The sequence below is a fragment of the Pseudonocardia alni genome (assembly GCF_002813375.1).
Lineage (GTDB): Bacteria > Actinomycetota > Actinomycetes > Mycobacteriales > Pseudonocardiaceae > Pseudonocardia > Pseudonocardia alni.
Map to the genome: position 1 here is coordinate 1,457,116 of NZ_PHUJ01000003.1, position 24,292 is coordinate 1,481,407.

23 protein-coding genes are annotated in these 24,292 nt (G+C 74.9%); 8 read left to right on the forward strand and 15 right to left on the reverse strand.

The genetic code is table 11. The features are described 5' to 3' along the window. Positions 1–2: 2 nt before the first annotated feature. Together ATL51_RS07605 and ATL51_RS07610 are read right to left on the reverse strand one after the other, a co-directional pair. Positions 3–797 (reverse strand): metallophosphoesterase family protein, encoded by a 795-nt coding sequence (locus ATL51_RS07605; RefSeq protein ID WP_100878142.1) that lies wholly within the window; start codon positions 795–797, stop codon positions 3–5. Positions 798–799: 2 nt separating this feature from the next. Beyond that, positions 800–1,216: a polyketide cyclase / dehydrase and lipid transport gene (locus ATL51_RS07610; RefSeq protein WP_100878143.1), complete on the reverse strand. Its 417-nt coding sequence runs from the start codon at positions 1,214–1,216 to the stop codon at positions 800–802. A 205-nt stretch (positions 1,217–1,421) separates the two neighbouring features. Between ATL51_RS07610 and ATL51_RS07615 the strand changes: the two genes are divergently transcribed. After that, a complete protein-coding gene (locus ATL51_RS07615; protein ID WP_100878144.1) occupies positions 1,422–3,266 on the forward strand; it encodes an AMP-dependent synthetase/ligase in 1,845 nt (614 codons plus the stop codon). Between the two features lie 27 nt (positions 3,267–3,293). Here ATL51_RS07615 and ATL51_RS07620 read toward each other — a convergent pair whose 3' ends face one another. Continuing rightward, positions 3,294–4,436 (reverse strand): glycosyltransferase family 4 protein, encoded by a 1,143-nt coding sequence (locus ATL51_RS07620; protein ID WP_100878145.1) that lies wholly within the window; start codon positions 4,434–4,436, stop codon positions 3,294–3,296. A 386-nt stretch (positions 4,437–4,822) separates the two neighbouring features. Here ATL51_RS07620 and ATL51_RS07625 point away from each other — a divergent pair, with 386 nt between their 5' ends. Continuing rightward, a complete protein-coding gene (locus tag ATL51_RS07625; RefSeq protein WP_301548932.1) occupies positions 4,823–5,155 on the forward strand; it encodes a hypothetical protein in 333 nt (110 codons plus the stop codon). A gap of 4 nt (positions 5,156–5,159) precedes the next feature. On the opposite strand, the gene ATL51_RS07630 is transcribed toward ATL51_RS07625, so the two are convergent. Further along, a complete protein-coding gene (locus ATL51_RS07630) occupies positions 5,160–6,716 on the reverse strand; it encodes an NYN domain-containing protein (protein WP_100878146.1) in 1,557 nt (518 codons plus the stop codon). A gap of 155 nt (positions 6,717–6,871) precedes the next feature. Here ATL51_RS07630 and ATL51_RS07635 point away from each other — a divergent pair, with 155 nt between their 5' ends. Next, a complete protein-coding gene (locus tag ATL51_RS07635) occupies positions 6,872–8,617 on the forward strand; it encodes a DEDD exonuclease domain-containing protein (protein ID WP_301548933.1) in 1,746 nt (581 codons plus the stop codon). A gap of 215 nt (positions 8,618–8,832) precedes the next feature. On the opposite strand, the gene qcrB is transcribed toward ATL51_RS07635, so the two are convergent. The 4 genes from qcrB to ctaE all read right to left on the reverse strand — a co-directional run bounded on the left by qcrB (position 8,833) and on the right by ctaE (position 13,220). Then, the gene (gene qcrB / locus ATL51_RS07640; RefSeq protein WP_073574276.1) at positions 8,833–10,548 is read right to left on the reverse strand and encodes a cytochrome bc1 complex cytochrome b subunit; all 1,716 of its coding nucleotides are present in this window, start codon (positions 10,546–10,548) and stop codon (positions 8,833–8,835) included. Then, a complete protein-coding gene (gene qcrA / locus ATL51_RS07645; RefSeq protein ID WP_237453677.1) occupies positions 10,545–11,681 on the reverse strand; it encodes a cytochrome bc1 complex Rieske iron-sulfur subunit in 1,137 nt (378 codons plus the stop codon). The genes qcrB and qcrA overlap by 4 nt, the downstream gene beginning before the upstream one ends. Then, the gene (qcrC, locus tag ATL51_RS07650; RefSeq protein ID WP_073574278.1) at positions 11,678–12,544 is read right to left on the reverse strand and encodes a cytochrome bc1 complex diheme cytochrome c subunit; all 867 of its coding nucleotides are present in this window, start codon (positions 12,542–12,544) and stop codon (positions 11,678–11,680) included. Before qcrC ends, qcrA begins: the two co-directional genes overlap by 4 nt. Before the next feature lie 64 nt (positions 12,545–12,608). Beyond that, entirely contained in the window at positions 12,609–13,220 is a 612-nt protein-coding gene (ctaE, locus tag ATL51_RS07655; RefSeq protein WP_062396094.1) for an aa3-type cytochrome oxidase subunit III, read from the reverse strand. 249 nt (positions 13,221–13,469) lie between these two features. Here ctaE and ATL51_RS07660 point away from each other — a divergent pair, with 249 nt between their 5' ends. Next, positions 13,470–13,865, forward strand: a complete 396-nt coding sequence (locus ATL51_RS07660; protein WP_373324244.1) for a response regulator transcription factor — start codon at positions 13,470–13,472, stop codon at positions 13,863–13,865. A 23-nt stretch (positions 13,866–13,888) separates the two neighbouring features. Then, positions 13,889–14,932: an anthranilate phosphoribosyltransferase gene (trpD, locus tag ATL51_RS07665; protein ID WP_100878148.1), complete on the forward strand. Its 1,044-nt coding sequence runs from the start codon at positions 13,889–13,891 to the stop codon at positions 14,930–14,932. A gap of 15 nt (positions 14,933–14,947) precedes the next feature. Here trpD and ATL51_RS07670 read toward each other — a convergent pair whose 3' ends face one another. Continuing rightward, complete coding sequence (locus tag ATL51_RS07670; protein WP_060711495.1) at positions 14,948–15,226, reverse strand: Lrp/AsnC family transcriptional regulator; 279 nt, start codon at positions 15,224–15,226, stop codon at positions 14,948–14,950. A 309-nt stretch (positions 15,227–15,535) separates the two neighbouring features. Here ATL51_RS07670 and ATL51_RS07675 point away from each other — a divergent pair, with 309 nt between their 5' ends. Beyond that, complete coding sequence (locus ATL51_RS07675) at positions 15,536–15,847, forward strand: hypothetical protein (RefSeq protein WP_062396096.1); 312 nt, start codon at positions 15,536–15,538, stop codon at positions 15,845–15,847. Positions 15,848–15,877: 30 nt separating this feature from the next. Here ATL51_RS07675 and ATL51_RS07680 read toward each other — a convergent pair whose 3' ends face one another. The 6 genes from ATL51_RS07680 to ATL51_RS07705 form a co-directional block, all read right to left on the reverse strand. Continuing rightward, complete coding sequence (locus ATL51_RS07680) at positions 15,878–17,263, reverse strand: FAD-dependent oxidoreductase (RefSeq protein WP_100878149.1); 1,386 nt, start codon at positions 17,261–17,263, stop codon at positions 15,878–15,880. A 59-nt stretch (positions 17,264–17,322) separates the two neighbouring features. Next, entirely contained in the window at positions 17,323–18,186 is an 864-nt protein-coding gene (locus ATL51_RS07685; RefSeq protein ID WP_100878150.1) for a PaaI family thioesterase, read from the reverse strand. A gap of 14 nt (positions 18,187–18,200) precedes the next feature. Next, positions 18,201–19,262, reverse strand: a complete 1,062-nt coding sequence (locus tag ATL51_RS07690; protein ID WP_100878151.1) for a winged helix DNA-binding domain-containing protein — start codon at positions 19,260–19,262, stop codon at positions 18,201–18,203. A gap of 16 nt (positions 19,263–19,278) precedes the next feature. Beyond that, the gene (locus ATL51_RS07695; RefSeq protein WP_301548934.1) at positions 19,279–20,415 is read right to left on the reverse strand and encodes an LLM class flavin-dependent oxidoreductase; all 1,137 of its coding nucleotides are present in this window, start codon (positions 20,413–20,415) and stop codon (positions 19,279–19,281) included. A 67-nt stretch (positions 20,416–20,482) separates the two neighbouring features. Then, complete coding sequence (locus tag ATL51_RS07700) at positions 20,483–21,286, reverse strand: IclR family transcriptional regulator domain-containing protein (RefSeq protein ID WP_073574285.1); 804 nt, start codon at positions 21,284–21,286, stop codon at positions 20,483–20,485. Then, on the reverse strand, positions 21,283–22,434 hold the full coding sequence (locus ATL51_RS07705) for a lyase family protein (RefSeq protein ID WP_100878152.1): 1,152 nt from the start codon (positions 22,432–22,434) through the stop codon (positions 21,283–21,285). The genes ATL51_RS07700 and ATL51_RS07705 overlap by 4 nt, the downstream gene beginning before the upstream one ends. A 74-nt stretch (positions 22,435–22,508) precedes the next feature. Here ATL51_RS07705 and ATL51_RS07710 point away from each other — a divergent pair, with 74 nt between their 5' ends. Then, positions 22,509–23,156 carry an HAD hydrolase-like protein gene (locus ATL51_RS07710; protein WP_100878153.1) on the forward strand — a complete coding sequence of 216 codons (648 nt, stop codon included), beginning with the start codon at positions 22,509–22,511 and terminating at the stop codon, positions 23,154–23,156. A 165-nt stretch (positions 23,157–23,321) separates the two neighbouring features. Further along, positions 23,322–24,224, forward strand: coding sequence for an MOSC domain-containing protein (locus ATL51_RS07715; protein WP_100878154.1), 903 nt, complete (start codon positions 23,322–23,324; stop codon positions 24,222–24,224). Positions 24,225–24,292 lie beyond the last annotated feature (68 nt).

The following is a 24,292-nucleotide window of genomic DNA, read 5'->3' on the forward strand; positions in this document are numbered from 1 at the left end:
GGTCAGAACCGGAGCACGTAGGGCGTGCCGTGCGCGCGGAAGTGTCCGGCGTTGACGCACTCGGTGCGGCCGATCCGCGCGCGACGGTGCAGCGGCTGGTGCACGTGACCGAACAGGGCGTGCGACGGCTGCTCGGCCCGGATCCGCGCGGCCAGCGGGGCGCTGGCGATCTCGGCGCGGCGGGTGACGACGTCGTAGGTCAGGCCCGGGTGCGCCGGCGGGACGTGGGTGCACAGCACGTCGGCCGGGCCGAGCGCGTCCAGGCGCGCGGTCCAGTCCTCGTGGGTCACGAAGTGCGGCCGCCAGGGGCCGGTACGGCGCGGATCGATCCCGGGCGGCAGCGGCACCCCGCCGAGGAAGCCGAACCGGCGACCGCCGATCTCGACCACCCGTCCGTCGGCGCGGGTGACGCCGTCGGTGTCGGGCCAGGCGTCGGGGACGTCGACGTTGCCCGGGATCGCCCAGACCGGCACCCCGAGCCCGCCCAGCACCCCGAAGACCTCGGCGTACTGCGCGGCGACGGCCTCGGCGACGGCGGCGGCCGGGTCGGTGAACCGGGCCCAGGAGCGCTCCAGCAGGCCCAGCATCTGCGCGCGCGGCGCCCCGATCCGGCGCATCCGGCCGAACTCCGCGGCCACCTCGGGCCCGAGCAGCCGGGAGATGATCCCGTTGGTCGGGTCGCGGTAGTCGATGAACTCCAGCAGGTCGCCGAGTACCAGCACCCCGTCGGCGCCCTCGGCGGCGCGGGCGAGCGGGACGGTGGCGCCGTGGACGTCGGTGACGACGTGCAGCCGCACGCTCAGGCCGTCCGGTCCGGCCGGAACGCCGACGGCGCGACGCCCGCCGGGCGCCCGTCCTCCAGGCGCCGTTTGAGCGCGAAGGCGTGCGCCTTGAACGCTCGGTGCCGCCGGTCGGACTCCGCGCGCAGCCACCGGCGGCGCCGCAGCCGGCCACCGGGCGGCGGGCCGTCCGGGTCCGCGCGCAGGAAGAAGTGCAGGACGGTGCCGTCGCCCTCCGGCTCGCACCAGACCTCCATGGTCCCGACGAGCGCGCCGGTCACGGTCCAGCGCAGCCCGGCCGGCCCGCGGTCGTGCGCGACCTCGGGGCGCAGGTCGGGCCAGTACGACGGCCACCGGGCCGGGTCGGCGAACTCCGCCGCGACCCGCTCGCGGGGCACGGCCAGGAAGGTCTCGTCGATCACGTCGATCGCGGGCACCCGGTCAGCGTGCCACCCCGTGCGACGGCGCCGGTCACGGGTACCGTCGCGGCCCGGACCGGACCGGCGGCACCACCGACCGATCCGTTATGTCCGAATCGATGTACGTGGACCCTACTCTCCGGTAGGTTCTGCTCCGAGGTGTCACCGCAGCCGTCGCGGTGACCGCGTTCAGCCTGTCGAGGCCGCCAGGAGGTCGATCCCCGTGCGTGAGTACAGCGTTCCCGCCGCGGTGTCCGTGGGAGACGAGGAATCGCTCTCGGACGCCGTGTTCGACAACGCCGCGCAGCACCCGTCGGACGTGCTCTACCGCCGCAAGGGCGCGGACGGGAGCTGGTCGGAGGTGACCGCGGCCGAGTTCGGCGAGCAGGTCACCCGCATCGCCGCCGGGCTGGTCGCCGCGGGCGTGCAGGCCGGGGACCGGGTCGCGCTGCTGTCGCGGACCCGGTACGAGTGGACCCTGTTCGACTACGCGATCCTCGCCGCGGGCGGGGTCACCGTGCCGATCTACGAGACGTCGTCGCCGGACCAGATCTCCTGGATCGTGTCCGACTCCGGCGCCGTCGGGATCGTCGTGGAGACCGCCGAGCACGCCGCGTCGGTGGAGAAGGTCCGCGGGGACCTGCCCGAGCTGCGCACCGTCTGGCAGATCGAGCCCGCCGCGTCGGCCCCGGACGCCCCCTCGGCGGTCGAGCAGCTGCGCGGCCTCGGCGCGGACACCCCCGACGACGTGGTGCACGAGCGCCGGGGCGGGGTGCGCGCCGACGACCTCTGCACCCTGATCTACACCTCCGGCACGACCGGACGGCCCAAGGGCTGCGAGCTGACCCACCGCAACCTGATCGCCGAGATCCGCACGATCGCCGCGACGATCCCGCACCTGTTCGAGCCCGGGGACTCGGTGCTGCTGTTCCTGCCGCTCGCGCACGTGTTCGGCAAGGCCATCCAGTGCGGCTGCCTGTCCACCCGCACGATCGTCGGCCACTCCCCCGACGTGAAGACCCTGCTGCCCGACCTGGCGGACTTCCGGCCGACCTTCCTGCTCGCGGTGCCGCGGGTGTTCGAGAAGGTCTACAACGGCGCGCGGCTCAAGGCGCACAACGACGGCAAGGGCAAGATCTTCGACGCGGCCGCCGACACCGCGATCGCCTACTCCGAGGCCCTCGACGCGGGCGGACCCGGCCTGCTGCTCAAGGCCCGGCACGCGCTGTTCGACAAGCTCGTCTACGGCAAGCTGCGCGCCGCCGTCGGCGGCCGGGTCAAGGCCGCGGTGTCCGGCTCGGCCCCGCTCGGGGGCCGGCTCGGGCACTTCTTCCGCGGCGTCGGGCTGCCCGTGCTGGAGGGCTACGGCCTGACCGAGACCTCCGCCGGCATCACCCTGAACACCCTCGACGCCCAGCGCGTCGGCTCGGTGGGCCGCCCGGTCCCCGGCTGCGCGGTCCGGATCGCCTCCGACGGCGAGATCATGCTGCGCGGCGACATCGTCTTCCGCGGCTACTGGAAGAACGAGGAGGCCTCGAAGGAGGCCCTGGAGTCCGACGGCTGGTTCCACTCCGGCGACATCGGCGAGCTCGACGACGCCGGCTTCCTCACCATCACCGGCCGCAAGAAGGAGATCATCGTCACCGCCGGCGGCAAGAACGTCGCCCCGGCCGTGCTCGAGGACCGGCTGCGGGCGCACCCGCTGGTTGGGCAGTGCATCGTGATCGGCGACCAGAGGCCGTTCATCTCCGCGCTGGTCACCATCGACCCGGACGCCCTGCCGGGCTGGCGCGAGCGCAACGGCAAGCCCGCGGGCGACGGCAGCTCGGCCGCCGACCTCGTCGACGACCCGGAGCTGCGCGGCGAGATCGCGGCCGCGGTCGAGGACGCCAACCAGGCCGTCTCGCGGGCCGAGCAGATCCGCAAGTTCACGATCCTGCCGCACGACTTCAGCGAGGCCGGCGGCGAGCTGACGCCGACGATGAAGGTCAAGCGCAAGGTCGTCGTGGAGTCCTACTCCGGCGAGATCGAGGCGCTCTACGCGGGGACCACCGCCGACAAGGGCTGACCCCGCCGTCGACGACGGGTCGTGCACTCAGCGCGGCCCGTCGTCGCCGGTCAGGAAGCCGTGCAGGCGCGCCGCCGACGACGGCCCACCCCAGACCCGCCGGACGTGGGCCCGTCCGGCGCGGCCCATCGCCGTCGCCCGGGCGGGGTCGGCGAGCAGGTCCGCGACCCGGTCGGCGACGGCGGCGACGTCACGTCCCGGCACGACGTGGCCGGTCACACCCTCCTCGACGGTCTCCGGCGCGCCGCCGGAGTCCCCCGCGACGACGGGCAGCCCCGACGCCGCGGCCTCCAGCAGCGCGATCCCCAGCCCCTCGACGTCGAGCCCGCCGAGGTGGGTGCGGCACGGCAGGGCGAACACGTCACCGGCGGCGTGGTGCGCGGCGAGCTCGGCGGCCGGGACCCCGCCGGTGAGCACGACGGCGTCGGTCACCCCGGCGCGTGCGGCCAGTCTGCGCAACCGGTCCCGGTAGGGCCCGCCGCCGACGAGCAGCAGCCGGGCGCCCGGCACCCGGCGGCGGATCCGCGGCAGCGCCGCGACCAGCAGGTCCTGGCCCTTGCGCGGCACCAGCCGGGACACGCACGTCACGACCGGTGCGTCGCCGAGCCGGTACCGGCTCCGGACCGCGGCGCGGGCGTCCGGGTCGGGTGCGAACCGGACGGTGTCCACCGGGGGCGGCAGGACCTCCAGCGCCGCGTCCGGGCCGAACGCGCCGGTGAGCCGGCCGCGGGTCCAGCGCGAGACCGTGGTGACGACGTCGGCGTCCCGGCCGATCCGGTGCAGCGCCCGGCGCGCGCCGGGCAGCATCGACCAGCCGACCTCGTGGCCGTGTGTGGTGGCGACGACCCGCTCCACCCCGGCCCGGCGGCGCAGGTACGGGCCGAGCAGCCCCAGCGGCGCGGCCGCGCCGAACCAGACGGTCCCGGCGTCGTGCTCGCGGGCCAGCTCCGCGGCGCGCCGGGCGACCTCGGGGACCGGCAGCATCAGCGACGACCGGTGCCGGTGCACGGGGAACGGCAGCGCGGCGTCGTGGTCGGCGGCACCGCGCCAGGCGGGCGCGTGGACCGCGAGCGAGTCCGGCGGGAGCCCGCGGGCGAGGTCGGACAGGTAGGACTGGATGCCGCCGGGCCGGGGCGGGAAGTCGTTGGTCACCAGCAGCGTGCGCGCCACGGTCGGCGACGCTAGTCCTCGTCGGGGCGCCGGCCGCCGGTGGTCACCGGCGGAGGGGGGCGGCGGGGGTCGGGACGGCGGCTCCGCACGCGCGCCGCGCGTCGGGGATGCGGGCCGCCGTCCGACACTCCGGGGAGCGGACGAGTTCCGCGTCCTCACCGTTGCGTGACCGGATCGGTCGCCCGCCGGGGTAGCGCTGCTCCGTACGAGTGGTGGTGTCCGCTCGACGGCACAGCTGGTGAGGATGTCGTGCTGTTCAGGTGAACGAGCGCGGCAGCCCGCAGTGACGGCCCCGGCCCGGTTTTTCTCCGGCGCGGCCATTCTGTCGGACCCCTCCCCTAGCGTCCGCGGTGCTCGACCACCTCGGGTCCGACGAAGGAGGAGCCATGATCGTCGACTGCGATCGCTGCGAGGTCCGCGGTGCCGCCTGCGGTGCCTGCGTCATCGGGGTGCTGCTGGAGGTCCCGGAGGACGACCGGCCGATCCCCTACCTTCCCGTCGACCTGCCGGCCGACACGGTGGCCACGACCGTCGCCCCGGTGGAGTTCGCCGAGCCGGAGCGCCGGGCACTGCAGGTGCTGGCCGAGGGCGGCCTCATCCCACACCTGCGTCTGGTCGAGCCGGGCGCACCGGCGCCCGGTCGAGCCGGGCGTACGGCGCTGCCGATGCCGGAGGTTCCGCCGGCCGGGCACGGGCCCCGGCACCGTGACGTGGGGTGAGCGCTCAGCCGCCGAGGCGGCGCAGCAGCACCGCGGACGCCACCGTGTGCGCGCCCCGGCGGCGCACCGAGCGCACGATCTCCTGGTCCGACGTCGCGACCAGCAGCGGCCGGCCCGCCGGCTCGGCGGCGACGAGGTCGCGGACGACGTCGTCGGCGATCACCCCGGCGTCGCTGAACAGCACCCGCACCCCGCGGCTGCCGCGCACCGGCGCGGCGATCACGGCGGCCCCGTCGAACACCACGGTGATCTCGGCCCCCGTGCGGGCACCCAGTGCGCCGAGCTGGGCCACCAGCCGGGAGCGCTGGTCGGCCAGCGGCAGGTCCGGGTAGCCGGTCTTGCTGACGTTGTAGCCGTCGACGATGAGGTGCACCGACGGCACGGTCAGCAGCGCGTCCAGCGCGGCCAGCCCGTCGACGGGGGCCGCGACGCGCGCGCCGGTCCCGCGGTCGCCCGTTCCCGCGACGAGGTCCGCCGGCCGCGGTCCGCCCGCGCCGACGTCGAGCTCGCGGCGCAGACCCGAGATCGCGCCGCTGACGGTGTCGAGCAGCAGCTCCAGACGCACCTCGTCGCCGCGACGGGCCTCGCGGGCGGCCTGGCGAGCGGCGGCGACCTGACCGGCCGCCGTGTCGGCCCGGCGGCGTTCCCGGTCGGCCCGCTCGCGCTCGGCGGCGGTCTCGGCGCGGGAGCGGGCGAGCTCGTCGTCGACGCCGCCGCGCAGCCGCGCGACCTCCTCCTCCAGCTCGGTGCGGGCGTCGAGTGCGGCACGCAGCCGCGCGCCCTGGTCGCTGACCCGGCGGCGCATCTGCTGGTACTCGGTCTCCCGCTCCCCGACGAGCGCCCGTGCGCGTTCCCGTTCCTCGACCAGCTCGGCCCGGGCCCGTTCGAGCTCGGCGGTGAGCTTGTCGACCTTGGCCAGGGCCTCGTCGCGCTCGGCGCGCAGGTTGGCCAGGTCCGCGGTCTGCCCCACCTCGGCGACCCGCCGGTGCGCGAGCGGATCGGCGGTGAGCAGCGCGACCGCGGCCGCGTCGAGCTTGTCGACGGGTGCGGGCAGCGGATCCGCGGCGGACGCGGCCTCCGCGGCGGGGGTCGCCCCGTCCACCGGTGCTGCGGCTGCGCGCTGCGCCGCGGGACGGCCGGACGGGCCGGCTCCCCCCGCGGCTCCTGTGTCCCCGGTGGGTGCACCGGGTCCGCCCGGGGGCACGGGCGGGTCGTCGGCGGGTCGTGTCGTGGAGGGTTCGGGCAGCTCCAGCTCACCGGGCCGGTTCTCGGCCCACCAGGCCACCACGGCCGCCCGGAACGCCGTGTCCTGCTGCAGCCGGGCCACCAGTACCTGCCCGCCGAGACGGGCCCGCTTGGCGGGGGTGAACCGGGCGAAGCGGCGTAGCGGGGTGGGGACGTCCCCGGGCGGCAGCCCGCCCAGCGCGGTACCCGCGATCTCGGCGAGCCGGGCCCGCAGCGGGGCGGGCAACTCCGGCCAGTCGCTCGCGGCCGTGTCCGCGGCGCACGACGGGACCCCGGAGCACGTGGGCTCCGGTCGCTCCGTGTCGTCGTACGCCATCGGTCCAGGTTATCCCCGCCCGGCCCGGATCGCCGTCGGCGTGGCCGTCCGCGGCCGGGACGTCCCCGGATCGGTGTCCGCGCCCCGCTCCCCGGGCCGGGGCCGGGGCCGGGTGTTCGAACATACTGTCGGACCCCACGGCTACGGTGCAGGGCGTGACCTCCTGCTCCCCGCAGCTCACCTTCGACGAGCTGGGCACGCCACTGCGTGACGTCACCTTCTGCGTGGTGGACCTGGAGACCACCGGCGGCAGCCACCGGACCGACGCCATCACCGAGGTCGGCGCCGTCGCGGTGCGCGGCGGCAGCCGGATCTCCGAGCTCGGCACCCTCGTCGACCCGGGCGTGCGGGTCCCGGCCGACATCACCCGGCTGACCGGCATCACGAACGCGATGCTGCACGACGCCCCACCGCTGGGTGCGGTCCTGCCCTCGGTGCTCGACATGCTCCGCGGCGCGGTGCTGGTGGCCCACAACGCCCCGTTCGACACGGGTTTCCTCAAGGCCGCCTGCGAGCGCCTCGAACGCCCCTGGCCCGGCCCGCCGGTCCTCTGCACCGCCCGGCTCGCCCGGGCCGTGCTCCCGCACACCGAGTGCCCCAGCGTGAAGCTGGGCACGCTGGCCCGGCACTTCGGCTGCGCCACCACCCCGGACCACCGGGCGCTGACCGACGCCCGGGCGACCGTCGAGGTGCTGCACCACCTGCTGGAGCGGATCGGGAACCTGGGTGTGCAGAGCCTGGAGGAGCTGCTGCAGCTCGTCCGTGACCGGGCCCCGCACCGGCCCACCACCACCCAGCGCCGTCGCAGGCACCTCGCGAACGACGTGCCCTCCGAGCCCGGTGTCTACCTGTTCCGCGGCGGCGACGGCCAGGTGCTCTACGTCGGCACCAGCGGCGACCTGCACCGGCGGGTGCGGTCGTACTTCACGGCCGGGGAGAAGCGCCGCCGGGTCCGCGACATGCTCGTCCGCGCCGAGAAGGTCGACACGGTGGTCTGCGCGCACGCCCTGGAGGCCTCGGTGCGCGAGCTGGCGCTCATCGCCGCGCACCGCCCGCCGTACAACCGGCGCTCCCGCAACCCCGGCCGGGCCTACTGGGTGGCGCCGACAGCGGAGGCGTTCCCGCGGCTGTCGGTCGTCGCCACCCCGCGGGCGGGTGCCCTGGGTCCGTTCGGGTCGCAGCGGGCCGCGACCGACGTGCTCGACGCGGCACTCGACGCACTGCCGCTGCGCCGGTGCACGATCCGCATCCCGGCCCGGAACCCCTCGGCGACGCCGTGCGCGCTGCACGAGCTGGGCCGCTGTGCCGCCCCGTGCGCCGGTCTGCAGCCCGCCGAGGACTACGCGCCCGCCGTGCACGCCTGGGGCGACCTCGTCGCGGGGCGGGACGACGGCCCGTTGCGGGTGCTGTCCGCCGAGGTCGACGACCGGTCGGCCGGCGGGCGCTACGAGGCGGCCGCGCGGGCGCGGGACCGGCTGGCCACGCTGGCCGCCGGGGTCGACCGGGGCGGCACCCTGGCCGCGCTCGCGGGCATCGACGAGCTGGTCGGCGCCCGGCCCGACGGCCGGGGCGGCTGGGAGCTCGCCGTCGTTCGCCACGGACGGCTCGCCGCGGCGGGCAACGCCCCGCGCGGGGTGCGGCCGATGCCGGTCGTCGAGGCGCTGCGGACCGGCGCGCAGACGGTCCTGCCCGGCGACGGGCCGCTGCGCGGGGCCCCGTCGGAGGAGGTCCGGGTCCTGCACCGCTGGCTCACCACCGGCGGGACCCGGCTGGTGTACTGCGACCCGCCGTGGGCGGAGCCGGCGTGGGGCGGGGGTGCCTGGCGGGAGTGGGCCGACCGGGCCCGGGAGGCGTCGCACCGCACCGGTGACCGCTCCCCCGACGAACCCGCCGGGATCTGAGCCCGGCGGGCCACGGTCCTCCACGACGGCGCCCCCGCCCGACGACCCCGTGGCCGGACACACGGGACGCGGCGTCCGACCACGCGCAGCCCGCACACGACGGCGGCCCCCGCCGGACGCACGACGGCGGCCCGACACACGACGGCGGCCCCGCCGGAGACCGTGTCTCCGGCGGGGCCGCCGTGGAGTGCTTCCGGGCCGGGCCCGGGCCGTGCTCAGTCGCGCGGCTGCTGCGGACGACCACCGTCGTCCGGGCGGCCCGCGAGTTCACTGCTGCGGGACTCGAGTTCCGCCCGCGCCTCGTGACGCCGGCGGGACTCCTCGAGCTCCCGCTCGTGGGCCTCGTGGCGGGCCACGGCCAGCGCACGGGACTCCTCGACCGGGTCCGGCGTGAGCAGCGAACCGGAGACCGGCTCACCGGCCGACCCGAGCTGGTTCATCCGCTTGGGCACCGAGGCACCCTGGTACTCCAGCGGGATGGCGTGGCCGTGCGAGTCGACGCCGCCCAGCGGCTGGTGCACCTCGATGAACTCACCGTGCGGCAGCCGCTTGATGATGCCCGTCTCGATGCCGTGCTCCAGCACCGCGCGGTCCGACCGCTGCAGACCGAGGCACCAGCGGTAGGCCACCCAGTACACGATCGGCGGCACGACGAGCAGACCGATGCGGCCGGCCCACGTGGTCGCGTTCAGCGAGATGTGGAAGAAGTACGAGATCCAGTCGTTGAACCCGCACATCACGAGCCACAGGTAGAACGAGATCGCCATGGCGCCGAGCGCGGTCCGGACCGGGACGTCGCGCGGGCGCTGCAGCAGGTTGTGCAGCGCGTCGTCCCCGGTGAAGCGCCGTTCGATGGCCGGGTAGGCCCCGGCGAGCACGAACAGCACCGGCAGGAAGCCCGCGGTGGGGATGAACGCCGCCGGGATCGTGTACGTCCCGAACAGGTAGAACTCCCACGGCGGGAAGATCCGGCCCATGCCCTCGGACCACAGCATGTAGAAGTCCGGCTGCGAACCGGCCGAGATGTGCGAGGCGTCGTACGGGCCGAGGTGCCAGATCGGGTTCATCTGGAACAGCCCGGAGATCAGGGCCAGCACACCGGCGACGACGAAGAAGAACGCGCCGCCCTTCGCCGCGAACTGCGGCATGATCCGCACGCCGACGACGTTGTTCTCGGTCCGGCCGGGGCCGGGGAACTGGGTGTGCTTCTGGTACCACACCAGGCCGAGGTGCACGGCGATCAGCGCGAGGATGATGCCGGGCAGGATCAGCACGTGGATGATGTAGAGCCGCGGGATGATCTCGGTCCCGGGGAACTCGCCGCCGAACAGCGCCCAGTGCACCCAGGTGCCCATGATCGGCACGGTCAGCGTGATGCCCGAGGCGATCCGCAGCCCGACGCCCGAGAGCAGGTCGTCCGGCAGGGAGTAGCCGGTGAAGCCGGCGAAGGTGCCCAGCAGGATCAGCACGACGCCGATGGTCCAGTTGGCCTCACGCGGCTTGCGGAACGCGCCGGTGAAGAACACCCGGAACATGTGGATGATCATCGCCGCGACGAAGAGCAGCGCCGCCCAGTGGTGCAACTGACGCATGAACAGGCCGCCGCGGACCTCGAGCGAGATCTCCAGCGCGGACTCGTAGGCCCGCGACATGTGGACGCCGCGCAGCGGGTCGTACGGCCCGTTGTAGACGACCTCCTGCATGGAGGGGTCGAAGAACAGCGCCAGGTAGGTGCCCGACAGCAGCACGATGATGAAGCTGTACAGGGCGATCTCGCCCAGCATGAACGACCAGTGGGTCGGGAAGACCTTGTTGAACTGCTTCCGCAGTCCGGCGGCCGCGTGGTAGCGCTGGTCCGCCTGGTCGAGTGCCGCGCCGCCCTTGGCCGCGAGGCCACCTGAGGAGGTGGTGGGTGTCGTGATCGAACTCATGTCGTCTTCGGCCTCTCCCAGAACGCGGGTCCGACGGGCTCCACGAAGTCGCTGCGGGCGACGAAGAAGCCCTCCTCGTTCACCGTGATCGGCAGCTGCGGCAACGGCCGGGCGGCGGGCCCGAAGACGGGCTCGGCGTCCTGCGTGGCCAGGAACTGCGACTGGTGGCACGGGCAGAGAATGCGGTTGTCCTGCGCCTGGTAGAGGGAGGTCGGGCACCCGAGGTGGGTGCAGACCTTCGACCAGGCGTAGAAGTCACCATAGTTGAAGTTCTCCTGCCCGGGGCGCTTCGTGACCTCGGTCCCGGGGCGGAGACGGATGAGCATGACCGGCGCGTCCGAGGCGCGCTGCGCGTGCAGCAGCTCCTCCTCGTTGCCCCGCTCGCTCTCGCGGTACGGGAAGACGGTCATCATCGAACCCGGCTCCATGTCCTCGGGTCGCACTCGGGCGATCTCGGAGAGGATACCCGTGTCGGTGCGCAGGTACACCGTCTCGCCGTTCTCCGGACGCCAGCCCGTGTGCCACAGCGGGGCGTCGTCGCCCTCGGCCCACGGGTTCCGGATGATGCCGCCGAGCGCGACGACACCGGTGCCGATACCGGCGACGGCCGCGGCCAGGCCCGCGCTGCGGATGATCAGCTTGCGACGGCCGATCGTGGTGCCCTTGCCGGCGTCGGCGACCTGGGCCAGGAAGGTGGCGCGGTCGACGTCGGTGGACGGGCCGTCGTGGCGCTGCTGGACCGAGGTCTCGTCCGGGAACAGCTTCTTCACCATCTGGATGACCGCGATGCCGATGGAGAGCACCGAGAACCCGAAGGTGAAGCCGATGACCGGGGTGTAGAGGTTGTAGAGCGCGTGGCCGGGCTCGCCGACGTTGACGTACTCCCACGGCCACGCGATGAACGCGACCACGAAGGCGATCATGGAGATCGCCGAGATGACGAACCACAGCGCGACCGAACGCTCGGCGCGCTTCTCCGCGCGGGTCCCCGGGATCGGGAACGCCGGCGTGTTGTGCACGACCTCGACCTCGTCGAGCTCACCGGCCAGACGGGCCAGCTGCTCGGGCGACATCGCGTCGAGCTCCTCCTTGGTCGGACGACGGTCCGACCCGGTGCTGACTTCGCTGCTCAACTCTTCGCCCCCAACCAGATGGCGAACCCGACCAGACCGGACATCACGACGGCGAAGATGAAGACACCCTCGGCCGTCGGACCGAGACCCAGCAGCGAGTAGCCGCCCGGGTCGTTGGCGTGGTTCACCGACTTGATGTACGCGATGATGTCCTGCTTCTCCTGCGGCGTGAGCTGCTGGTCGGAGAAGCGCGGCATGTTCTGCGGACCGGTCTGCATCGCGGTGTAGATCTGCTCCTCGCTGGCCGGCTCGAGCGCGGGAGCGTACTTGCCGGACGACAGCGCGCCGCCGACGCCGGTGAAGTTGTGGCACGAGGCGCAGTTCAGGCGGTACAGCACACCGCCGCGGCCCGGGTCGTCGCCGCGCAGGGCCTCGCCGGTCGCGGCCGGGGTGACCGGCCCGCCGCCGTTGGCCTGCACGAACGCGCCCAGCGCCTCGAGGTTCGCCCGGCCCTCCTGGGTCTCCGGGTCGAAGATCGGCAGCGGGTGCTTGCGGGCCGCCTGGGCCTCCTGGCGCGCCATCGGCATACGACCCGAGGACACCTGGAAGTAGACCGCCGCGTCACCGACGCCGATGAGGCTCGGGCCGCGGTTCTCGACGCCCTGCAGGTTCGCACCGTGGCAGGTGATGCAGGTGTTGTTGTAGAGCTGCTCGCCCTTGGCGATCAGCGCGGTGTCCTGCTGCGCCTGGGCGACCTGCGGCTGCGGCGCGAAGGCGGCGTAGAGGAAACCGACGGACAGCAGGCCCAGCCCGATGGCGAGGGCGCCGGCGATGCGGCGCTTCATCTTGCCGTGCGGACGGGTGCGGCCCCCGGCCTTCTCGTCCGGCCGGTCGGCCGGTGGTGGGTTCTGGTTCTCGGTCATCGCTGGGGGTCTTCCAACCTCGACGTCGTGGCGGGTGCTGTCAGGGAACGGGCGGCGCGATCGGTCAGCGGATGAAGTAGATCGTGGCGAACAGCCCGATCCACACCACGTCGACGAAGTGCCAGTAGTACGACACCACGATCGCCGCGGTGGCCTGGGCGGGCGTGAACTTGCTGAGCTTCGTGCGGATGATCAGGTACACGAACGCGACCAGGCCGCCGACCACGTGCAGCCCGTGGAAGCCGGTCGCCAGGTAGAAGACCGACCCGTAGGCGCTCGACGCGATCGTCGTCTCGTGCGAGGTGACCAGGGTGTAGTACTCGAAGGCCTGGCCGAGCACGAAGAACGTCCCCATCGCCAGCGTCAGGGCGTACCAGCGACGCAGGCCGAACACGTCACCACGCTCGGCGGCGAACACGCCGAACTGGCAGGTGAACGAGGACGCCACGAGCACGATCGTGATCGCGAGCGCGTAGGGGACGTCGAGCTCGGTGGGCGGCGGCGGCCAGGGGCCGTCGTTCTGCGCCCGCGCGGTGAAGTACATCGCGAACAGCCCGGCGAAGAACATCAGCTCGCTGGAGAGCCAGACGATGGTGCCGATGCTGACCAGGTTGGGGCGGTTCAGCGAATGGATCCGCGCGCTGATGTTGGGTGCCGCTGTCGTCACGTCGGGCATTATGACCCGAGCCGAACTTCTACGGCTTGTCGGGATACCCCTCGCCACATCACGATCGGCGAACGGGCCTCATGATCACCGAACTCTTCGCCTGGTCGGGGCGACCGGGCGGGCGCCGGACGGCCCCGTCCAGGACCGCCGACTCGACAACGTTCGGGGCCGACGGAGGGTTCCCCTAGTATCGCCGGCGTGAGCGGACGAGCGGCAGAGATCGGCAGCGCGGCCGGATCGGTGACGGGGACCAGCACGGTGCTGGTCTACAGCCACCGCCCCGAGGTCCGCGAGAGCATCATCGAGGCGGTCGGGCGCCGGCCCGCGCCGGACGTGGGCCGGGTGCGCTGGGTGGAGGCGGCCGGCATCGCCGAAGTCCTCGCGGCCTGCGACGCCGGTGAGGCCGACCTGCTGGTCCTCGACGGCGAGGCTCAGCCGACCGGCGGGATGGGCGTGGCCAAGCAGCTGCGTCACGAGATCGTCGACTGCCCCCCGATCGTGCTGACCGTCCGCCGCCGGGACGACCGCTGGCTCGCCACCTGGTCGGAGGCGGACGCCGTGCTCGTGCACCCGCTCGACCCGATCGAGGCGGCCGAGGTCGTCGCGCAGGTCCTGCGCGACCACCGGCCCGGCACCCTGACCCCGCAGCAGTAGCGAGACAGAGGACACCTCACGTCGTGAGCGCACCCACCTGGCCCTCCGTGATCGGCCGCCTGATGCGCGGCGAGGACGTGACCGCCGACGAGGCGACCTGGGCGATGGGTCAGGTCTTCGCCGGCGAGGCGACCCCGGCGCAGCTCGCCGGATTCCTCGTGGCGCTGCGCGCGAAGGGTGAGACGCCCGCGGAGATCTCCGGCATGGCCGACGCGATGCTGGCCCACGCGCTGCGGGTGCACGTGCCCGGGCGCTCGGTCGACGTCGTCGGCACCGGCGGGGACCAGGCGCACACGGTGAACATCTCCACGATGGCGGCGATCGTCGTCGCGGCGGCGGGTGCGCCGGTGGTCAAGCACGGCGGGCGCGCGGCGTCGTCGCAGTGCGGGACGGCCGACGTGCTGGAGGAGCTGGGCGTCGCGATCGAGCTGACCCCGTCCGCGGTCGAGCGGTGCGCCGCGGAGCTGGGGATCGCGTTCTGCTTCGCGCAGTCCTTCCACCCCGCCATGCGCTACGCCGGCGCGGTCCGTCGCGAGCTCGGCGTCCCGACCGCGATGAACCTGCTCGGGCCGCTGTCCAACCCGGCCCAGCCGGAGACCGGCCTGATCGGCTGCGCCGACCCCCGGCACGCCGCGACGATGGCCGAGGTCTTCGCCCGGCGCGGCAAGTCGGTACTGGTGGTGCGCGGCGACGACGGGCTCGACGAGCTGACCACCACCGGGCGCAGCACCGTCTGGATCAGCGACGGCGGCACCGTGCGCGAGGAACGGCTCGACCCGGCCGACCTCGGGGTCGGCGTGGCCACCGCCGAGGACCTGCGCGGCGGCACCCGGCAGGTCAACGCCGCCGTCGTCCGCGACCTGGTGGCCGGCAAGACCGGGCCGGTGCGCGACGCCGTGCTGCTCAACGCCGCCGGGGCGCTCGCCGCGCACCGCGGGGTCGGTGCGGACCTCACCGCGTCGGTCGGGGCGGCGCTCGACGCCGTCGCCGAGGCGGTGGACTCCGGTGCGGCCGCGGGCCTGCTGGTCCGCTGGGCCGCGCTCTCGACCGAGCTCGCGTCGGCCTGACCCGCGGGGGCCGGCTCAGTCGAGCCCGATGGCGAACGCGGCGTCGGTGTCGGCCTTGGAGTAGGACCGGAACGCGATGTGGGTGTCGGTCCCGACGACGCCGTCGATCCGGCTGAGCCGGCTGGCGATCACGTCGGCGAGCTGCTCGTGCTCGCGCACCTTGACGATCGCGATCAGGTCCACGTCACCGGCGCACGAGTAGACCTCCGACACGCCGTCGAGGTCCGCGATGGCCTGCGCGGTCTCGGGGATCCGGTCGGCGGCGGTGTGCACCAGGACGATCGCGGTGATCACGGTGGGGCTCCCCCTCGGGTCAGGGCGTGGCGGACACCGATGAGGCTAGTGGGGGCATCCCCTGTGGCGCAGGCCGCATCCGGTTGCTACTGTGATCGTCATGCGCACCGTCGAGCACACCCTTGCTCCGGCCGCAGCGCTGCCCGCACGACTTCTCGCGGTAGTAGCACTGCGCGTCGGCTGATCCAGGCCGCCGACGCGCCCGCGCCGCAATCCCGGCGCTTCCCTCCCGCACACCGCGGTGAGGTTTTACGAGACCTGGCTCGCGTTCCCGCTTCTCTCTCGCGCAACGCATGGAGCCACACGATCATGAGCATCACCGCCGACCGTCCCACCACCACCTTCTCTTTCCCCACCGGTTCCGGTGGCGCCGCGGACATCGCGTCCCGGATGCCCCGCCGGCACACCGTCGTCACCGGCGACGGGATGGCCGGGGTCATGCAGATCGCCTCGGCGCTGCAGAGCTGTGGTCGCACGCTGCGCGAGTTCTGCGTCGACGTCCGTGAGGGCGTCGCCTACAGCTCGGTCACCTGCACCATGTCGATGACCCCCGACGAGGCCGACGACTTCTCCCGCGGCATGGGCGCCATGTCCTGCGTCATGGCGGTCGACCCGTACTGAGCCGTACGGCGGCCGCGCGGGAGCCGGCCGCTACGACCGTGAGCTGCGGCTGCGGGCGGCGTCGAGCATCTCCGCCCGGTCGGCGATCTTGACCCGGTCGGTGCCGCCGCGCCGCTCCCCCAGGGCGAGCTCGGCGGCGTCGAGACGCAGCCAGTCCTCCCACAGCACGGGGTCGACGCCGTAGGAGCGCATCCGCTCGACGACGGCGACGCCGCCCGGCCGCGGCGGCGTTGACAGGGCAGGCAGGTCGGCCAGCACCGACTCCGCGGTCTGCGCGCCGTCGCCCTTGTTGGTGCCGATCACCCCGGTCGGGCCCCGCTTGATCCACCCGGCCACGTAGCTGCCGCGCACCGGCTCCCCGCCGAGCAGCACCCGTCCGGCCTCGTGCGGGACGGTGCCGGTGGCCGCGTCGAACGGCAGCCCCTCGATGGGCTCGCCCGCGTAGCCGATGGCCCGCACGACCAGGCCCGCCTCCAGGGTCTCCCGCTCCCCCGTGCCGCGCACCCGGCCGTCGTCGCCGAGGGCGTTGCGTTCGATCTCGACGGCGCCGACCCGGCCGGTCCCGTCGTCGACGAGCCGGACCGGGGACCGCAGGAACCGCAGGTGGATCCGCCGGGGCGCGCCGGTGGAGGACCGGCGGGCCCATGCGGTGAGCATCTCGATGTTCTGGCGCATCCGGCGCTCCTCCGGCTCGGCGACGTCTGCGGCGAGCAGGCCGTCGTCGTGCACCACGACGTCGACGTCGTCGAGGCCGCCGAGACCGCGCAGCTCGGCGGGGGTGAACTTCACGTGCAGCGGGTCGCGCCGGACCAGTACGTGCACGTCGGTGACCGCGCTCGCCCGCAGCGCGTCGAGCACCGCGTCGTGCGCGTCGGTGGCGGCGAGGTCGTCGGCGGGGCGGGCCAGGACCCGCGCGACGTCGACGGCGACGTTCCCCGCGCCGACCACGACCACGCCGGGGCGGTCGAGCAGCGGGCCGGGACCGACCGCGTCGGGGTGCCCGCAGTACCAGGACACGAACGCACCGGACCCGACCGAGCCCGCGAGGTCCTCCCCCGGGACGCCGAGGTCGCGGTCGACCGCGCTGCCGGTGGCGTGCACGACGGCGTGGTAGTGCTCCCGCAGCGCCTCCCCCGGGATACCGCCGGGGCCGACGTGGACGTTGCCGAGGAACCGGACGCGGTCGCTGTCGTCGAAGGTCCGCACCAGCGCGCGGATGACCGACTTCATCTTCACGTGGTCGGGGGCGACGCCGTACCGGACCAGACCGTAGGGCGCGGGCAGCCGGTCGATCACGTCGACGTGCACCGACGGGTCACCCGCCAGCAGCGCCTCGGCCGTGTACAGGCCGGACGGTCCGGACCCGATGACGGCGATCCGGTGGGGTCGTGGGGCGGGGACCTGCGGGGTCGACACGTGCGCACCTCCGAGCCGGGGACGGTGACGACGCTAACAGCGACGACCCGTCCGGGCGATCATCGGCGCAGCGCGGTGCCGACGGCGCGCACCGCGGTCCGCCCGTCGGGCAGCACCAGCTCCGTGCCCAGGGTGCGGAAGCGGCGACCGTCGCGGATCGCGACGGTGCGGGCCCGCAACCGGTCGGTGATCTGCACCGGGCGCAGGAACTCCACGGTCGTCGACAGCGGCCGGGCGTCCGCGGCGCCGGGGTACGCGGACTGGGCCGCGGCGGCGAGCCCGGACAGGACCGCACCGTGGGTGGTGCCGTTGAGGTTCGTCGTCGACGGGCCGGGTGTGAACACGACGTCGCCGTCGGCGTCGCGCTCGAGGTGCTCGGTCCGCAGGCGGGTGGCGTCGAACGGCGGCAGCGCGGCCCGGGCATCGGTGCCGGCGGCGGTGGTCCCCGTCGCGGGCGCGGTCGCGAGCCCGCCGGGGCCCGCGGGAGCACCGGTCAGCGCGAACGTGGCGACGACGTGCGCGACGGCGACCCCGGTGTCGTCACGCATCTCGGCCCGGCCGACGCCGACCTCGTCGTCGAGGTGCAGCAGCGACAGCTCGGCGCGCAGCCACCGCGCGTCCGGTGCGGGGACCCCGGCCACGTCCAGGCGCAGGTCGACGGTGGGCGCGCCCGCGGTGAGCCGCGCCGTGGAGAAGACGAGATAACCGAGACCCGCGTCGGCCAGCAGCGCCGGGAGCACCGGGAGGACCCGGCCGTCGGCGGTGCGGACACCGTCGTGCAGCGGGGCGCGCACCACCACGCGCTCCGGCGTCGACGACGGGTCGGGGGCCATCCCGAGGCCGGACTCGACCGGCGCGCGCCGCAGCCGCTCCCGGGTGCCCGGTCCGGGCCTGGTCGGCTTCGGCTGCGTCGTGCCGGTCATGATCCCATCGTGCGTCACGCCGGGGGCGCTCCCGGCCCCGGGTCCCGGTACCAGGCGGTGAGCAGCTCGGCCTCGTCGTCGACGGCGCGCCGGTCGGCGGCGTCGAGCGGGGTGAACGGGGTGGTGGCGACGCGGCCGTCCCGGTGCTCCCAGGTGCCGGCGACCCGGCCGTGCAGCAGGAACACCGGCGCCGAGCGGGGCCGGGTCGTGGCGAACACGTGGTGGCGGTGCTCGGCGGGCACGATCCCGGTGGCCGCGGCGTGCCCGAGCAGCAGCACCGCGTCGTAGGGGCCGAGGAAACGCACCGGCAGCGGGGAGCCGGGCCCGGGCAGCGGGGCGCGCGGCACGTCGAGCAGCGCGGTGCCGTCCTGGGCGGCGAACGGGCGCAGGTCCTCCCCCGCCAGGGCTGCGCGGGCGACGCGGACCGGCCAGCCGGCGAACCGCGCGACGTCCGGCGCGGACGCGGGCCCGAAGGCCCGCAGGTAGCGGCGGGCCAGCGCGGCCCGTGCCGCGGCGGGGCCGGGCTCCGGGCCGGGCGCGGCGAGACCGTAGACGTGGGCGCGCGGGGTCACCCAGGTGCCGGCGGGCGGGATCCGCACGAGCCCGACCCAGTGCTGCACGCCGGGGAAGACGCCCGCGGGCAGGCCCGCGTCGGCGAGTGCGGCGGTGATCTCGGCGTGCCGGCGCGGCCCGTCGGCCAGCAGCCCGCCGACGACGCGTGCGGCGGCGGTCATGTCGGCGTCGGTGACGTCGCGGAGCAGCCGCAGCCACTCCGCGCGCTGCTCGGCGCGGACGGCGGCGGTGAACACCCGGTGGTCGCGGCGGCTGAGCATGTGGATGGTCGAGCGCATCGCCCAGGCCTGTACGACGCGTCCGTCGTGCAGCATCGCGGTCAGCGTGGACCGCTCGAAGCCGATGAGCCGCGACCAGAGCCCGAGGTAGCCCGACGGGGCGTGCTGGGTCTGCAGCCCACCGATGCGCTCCAGGGCGCGCGGCACCGGCAGGGCGGCTCGCCCGGTGAGGAGCTGGCGGGCGAGCAGGGCCCGCAGCCGGTCGTCGGCGGTGAGGACGCGCACCCGGCGAGTGTGCCGGTCAGCCCGCCGTCCGGGTGTACCGGTCCGCGGGGCGGGCGAGCCCGAATCGGTCGCGCAGGGTGCCGTCGTAGGGAGCGGGCGTCCAGGCGTCGCCGAGCGCGGGCAGCAGGCCGTCGACGATCTCGTCCACCCCGGACGGCAGCGCCAGCGGGACCAGGACGAACCCGTCGGCGGCGCGCTCCTCGGCGGCGTCGCGCAGCAGGCCGGCGAGTGCGGCCGGGTCGCCGACGTGGCGCAGCGTCGCCGGGACGGTGTCGGCGTCGGCGGGGGCGAGTGCGTCGAGCTCGCGCAGCCGCGCGGCGGCGTCGTCGCCCAGCAGGGTCTCGACGTCGAGCAGCACGGTGACCTGTTCGGGGTCGCGCCCGGCGTCGGCGACGGCGGCACGCACCCGGTCCCGGGCCTCGGCGGCACCGGCGACCGTGTCGGCCGCCACCCGGACGACGTCGGCGTAGCGGCCGACGGTCGCCAGCGCCTCGGTCTCGTCGCCGCGCAGCACGGTCAGGGGCTGCCCCTGCGGCGGGCGCGGGGTGATCGACGGTCCGGTCACGGAGAAGAACTCGCCGGTGAAGTCGATGTGGTGGAGCCGGTCGCGGTCGACGAAGCGGCCGGTGGCGGCGTCGCGGATCTCGGCGTCGTCCTCCCAGGAGTCCCACAGCCGGGCGGCGACCTCGATCGCCTCACCGGCCTCCCGCCAGAGCGAGGCCGCGTCGCGGTCGGCGCGCGCACGGCCGAACAGGTCGGCCTCGGCCTGCGTGCGCGACACGTCGGGCTGCCAGCCGGCCCGCCCGGTGGACACGAAGTCCAGGGTGGCGACGGCCTTGGACAGGTGGAACGGCTCGGTGTGGGTGACCGTCACCGTCGGCACGACCCCGATACCGGGGACGGCGGGCGCGACCCGCGCGGCGACGGCGACGGCGTCGAGGGTGCCGGGCAGTGCGGCCGGGTCGGCACCGGGCGGCTGCAGCGAGTCGGACAGCGCGACGAGGTCGAGGCCGCCGCGCGCCGCGGTGCGGACCAGGTCCAGGTGGTACGGGGCGGTGAACAGCCGGGCCGGGTCGGCGCCGCCGAGCCGCCACGCGCCGGGGTGGCGCCCCGCCGCTCCGAGTTCGACCGCCAGGTGCAGACGTCCGCTCACCGTGCCTCCGTCGCTCGTGGTCAGCTCCTGGGAGGGCCAACCCACCGCGGGCGCGGTCTGTTCCCGGTCACCCGGCGGCGCGCAGGTCCGCCTCGATCGCGGCGGCGCAGGAGCGCAGCTCGGGCAGGATGTCGGCGCGCAGGCCGTCGGCGTCGTTGCGGGAGGCGTGGGTGGAGACGTTCGCGGCCGCGACGACCCTCCCGGCGCGGTCGTGGACGGGCACCGCGACCGAGCGCAGCCCGGCCTCCAGCTCCTGGTCGACGACGCAGTGCCCGTCGGTGCGGACCCGGTCCAGCTCGGTGCGCAGCTGTTCCGGGGTCGAGACGGTGTGCGCGGTCAGCGCCGCGGGTTCCAGCGCGCCGAGGTAGGAGTCGAGGGTGGCGGGCGGGAGCGCGGCGAGCAGGACGCGACCCATCGACGTCGCCCAGGCCGGGAAGCGGGTCCCGATGGTGATGGTGACGGTCATGATCCGCGAGGTGGGGACCCGGGCGACGTAGACGACGTCGTAGCCGGTGTGCGGGTCGCCGTCGAGGACCGACACCGACGCGGACTCGCGCACCGTGGCGACCAGGCGCTCCAGGTGCGGGGCCGCGATCTCGGGCAGGCCCATCGCGGACAGGTAGGACCAGCCGAGCTCCAGCACCCGCGGGGTGAGGGTGAACAGCCTGCCGTCGGTGCGGACGTAGCCCTCCTCGGCCAGGGTGAGCAGGAACCGGCGCGCCGCGGCGCGGGTGAGCCCGGTGGCACGGGCGACGTCGGCGAGGGTCTGCTGCGGGCGCTGCGCGTCGAAGGACCGGATGACGGCCAGCCCGCGGGCCAGCGAGCGGACCTGCTCGGTGCGCGGGGCGCCCACGTCCTCCGGGGTGCTCACGCCGGCCGCCCGGCGAGGACGGCGTCGACCAGGTCGGCGGCGTGCCCGGTGCCGTGGCCCTGGGCGCCCGCGGCGAGGTCGAGGTTGCGGGCCATCGCCTCGGGGTGCACCTGCAGTCCGTCCAGGCTCACCCGCAGCCGGGCCGCGGCGCCGGCGGTGACCCGCAGCAGCGCGACGAGCGTCTCCCACTCCGCGTGCCAGGCACCGGCGGCACGCTGGAACTCCTGCTCGGCGCCGGCCAGCAGCGTCGCGACCAGGCCGGGGGCGCGCTTCGCGGCGCCACGGGCGGTGACGGCCGCGGCCGGGTTGCGCTTGTGCGGCATCGACGACGAGTCCCCCGGCGCGGACTCCGACACCTCGCCGAGCTCGGTGGCGGACAGCAGCACGACGTCGCCCGCGGGCTTGGCGCAGGCCCCGGCGGCGACGCCGAGCGCCCCGGCGAGCTCGCCGATGCGGCTGCGTTCGGTGTGCCACGGCACGCCCTGCGGGGCGAGGCCGAGCCGCGCGGCCAGCGCGTCGGCGACGGCCGGGCCGTGCGGGTGGACGGCCGCGAGGGTGCCCGCGGCGCCGCCGTAGGAGACCGGCAGCGCGGTGAGCACCCGGTCGAGGCCGGCGCGGGCCCGGTCCAGCCCGGTGCACCAGGTGCCGGCGACGAGACCGAAGGTGGTGGGCAGCGCCTGCTGGCCGAGGGTGCGGGCGGCGCACGGGGTGTCGCGGTGGGTGGCGGCGAGCGCGGCCGCGGCGTCGGCGCAGGCGGTGAGGTCGGCGACGACGCGGTGCCCGGCCCGTCGGGTGAGCAGCATCAGCGCGGTGTCCATGACGTCCTGGCTGGTGGCGCCCGGGTGCACCGCGCGCTCGGCGCCGGGCTGGATCCGTGCCGCGGCCGCCTTGAGCCGCTTGACCAGCGGGATCACCGGGTTGCCGCCCTCGACCGACTCGGCGGCCAGCGCGTGCGGGTCGACGCCCGCGACGGCGGCGACGGCGCGTTCCACCGCGTCGGCGTCGTGCTCGGTGACCGCGCCCTGCTCGGCGGCGACCGCCGACAGCGCCAGCTCGACCTCCAGCAGGGCGGCGATCCACGCGCCGTCGTCGAGCAGGCCGTCGACCCGGTCGGTGCCGGACAGCGGCCCGAGCAGTGTGTTCGCCATGCGTACAAGTGTACGACCTGCGACCGTCGGGGAGAAGGGACGGCCGGGTCCCCCGGGAGGCAGAATGACCCGACGTGCTGACCCACATCCTGCTCGACCTCGACGGCACCCTCGTCGACTCCGCCCCCGGCATCCTCGGCTCGATGCGCCGCGCGATCGACGAGGTGGGCCTGGACGTCCCCGAGTCCGCGCTCGGCACGCACCTGCTCGGCCCGCCGCTCTACCGCAGCCTGCCCCCGATCCTCGGCGACGAGGGCACCGCCGCCGTGCTGCCGGTGTACCGGCGGATCTACGGGGACGAGGACGGCTGCCTGGACTGCGCGCCCTACCCGGGTGTGGAGGAGCTGCTGCGCGCACTGTCCGCGGCCGGCGTGACCATGGCACTGGCCACCAGCAAGGCGGAGCCGTCCGCTCGGAAGATCCTCGCCCACCACGGCTGGACCGACCTGTTCACCGAGATCGTCGGCGACACCCGTGCCGCGGACCGGCCGACCAAGGGCGCCGTCGTCGCCGAGGCGCTGCGCCGGCTCGGGTCGCCCTCGGGTGCGGACGAGCCGCTGATGGTCGGCGACCGGCTGCACGACGTCGAGGGCGCCGCCGAGCACGGCCTCCGTTGTGTCGGAGCGGGCTGGGGCTACGCCGAGCCCGGTGAACTGGAGGCCGCCGGCGCGGAGACCGTGTACGCCTCGGCGGACGCGCTGCGGGTCGCCCTGCTCGACTGAGCCCGGCCCCGGCCGTCCCCACACTGCACCGTCCGGGTGAACCGGTCCCGGGCCGGAGCGCATCCGCGGCGGCTCGGGACCGTCACGGCCTCAGCTGAGACGCGCCCCGCGGACCCCTCCGTCCGGCCCGTGCCGGAGATGCGGACGGGCCGCTATACACCGGACATGACGGTCGCCGCGCTCTACCGCTATCCGGTCAAGTCGATGCTCGGGGAGTCCCTGACCCGGGCCACCATCACCGAACGGGGGCTGCTGGGCGACCGCGCCTACGCGGTGCTCGACAACGGGACCGGGATCATCGCCAGCGCCAAGGTGCCCAAGCGCTGGCTCGGCCTGCTCAGCTTCGCGGCCCGGTTCGTCGCCGAGCCGGTGGCCGGGGAGCCGCTGCCTCCGGTCGAGATCACCTTTCCGGACGGCTCGGTCCTGCGCAGCGACGACGAGGGACTGGACGCCGCGCTGTCCGCCGCGCTCGGCCGGGACGTGTCGCTGATCTCGGTGCCGCCGGAGGGCAGCTACTTCGAGGAACTGTGGCCCGACATCGAGGGCCTCACCCCGCAGCAGCTCGCGCCGCGCACGCTCATCGAGGACACGACGACCCGGCACGAGGACTCCGGCGAGATCATCAGCCGGTTCGACATCTCCGCGTTCGGGGCGCCGGGCACGTTCTTCGACCTGTCGTCGCTGCACGTGCTCACCGAGTCGACCCTGGACCGGCTCCGGGAGCTGAACCCGGACGCGACCTTCGACCCGCTCCGCTACCGCCCCAACATCGTGCTGCGCGACGAGGGGACGGGCTTCGTCGAGAACGACTGGCCCGGCAGCACCAGCGCCCTGGGCGACGACGCCCGGATCACGTTCTCCTTCGCCACCATGCGCTGCGTCATGACCACGCTCCCCCAGGGCGACCTGCCCGACGACCCGGACACCCTGCGGACGATCGCGAAGAACAACCGCATCGAGATCCCCCAGGTCGGCGGGGTCTGGGCGTGCGCCGGGGTCTACGCCGAGGTCGCCGCGGGCGGGGAGGTCGCCGTCGGCGACCCGCACACCGCCCCCGCCCCGGCGTGACCCACGCCGCGCCCGCCCGGCCGACGGTGCGCCGCGACGGCGGCGGTCGCCGAGATGCAGCTCAGCGG

What these genes read in the sequence shown, in the direction of transcription:
- ATL51_RS07625 (WP_301548932.1), top strand. Translation starts at nt 4,823, where the DNA reads ATGATCGTCGACTGCGATCGCTGCGAGGTCCGCGGTGCCGCCTGCGGT.
- ATL51_RS07630 (WP_100878146.1), bottom strand. Translation starts at nt 6,716, where the DNA reads ATGGCGTACGACGACACGGAGCGACCGGAGCCCACGTGCTCCGGGGTC.
- qcrB (WP_073574276.1), bottom strand. Translation starts at nt 10,548, where the DNA reads ATGAGTTCGATCACGACACCCACCACCTCCTCAGGTGGCCTCGCGGCC.
- qcrC (WP_073574278.1), bottom strand. Translation starts at nt 12,544, where the DNA reads ATGACCGAGAACCAGAACCCACCACCGGCCGACCGGCCGGACGAGAAG.
- ctaE (WP_062396094.1), bottom strand. Translation starts at nt 13,220, where the DNA reads ATGCCCGACGTGACGACAGCGGCACCCAACATCAGCGCGCGGATCCAT.
- ATL51_RS07675 (WP_062396096.1), top strand. Translation starts at nt 15,536, where the DNA reads ATGAGCATCACCGCCGACCGTCCCACCACCACCTTCTCTTTCCCCACC.
- ATL51_RS07685 (WP_100878150.1), bottom strand. Translation starts at nt 18,186, where the DNA reads ATGACCGGCACGACGCAGCCGAAGCCGACCAGGCCCGGACCGGGCACC.
- ATL51_RS07705 (WP_100878152.1), bottom strand. Translation starts at nt 22,434, where the DNA reads ATGGCGAACACACTGCTCGGGCCGCTGTCCGGCACCGACCGGGTCGAC.
- ATL51_RS07715 (WP_100878154.1), top strand. Translation starts at nt 23,322, where the DNA reads ATGACGGTCGCCGCGCTCTACCGCTATCCGGTCAAGTCGATGCTCGGG.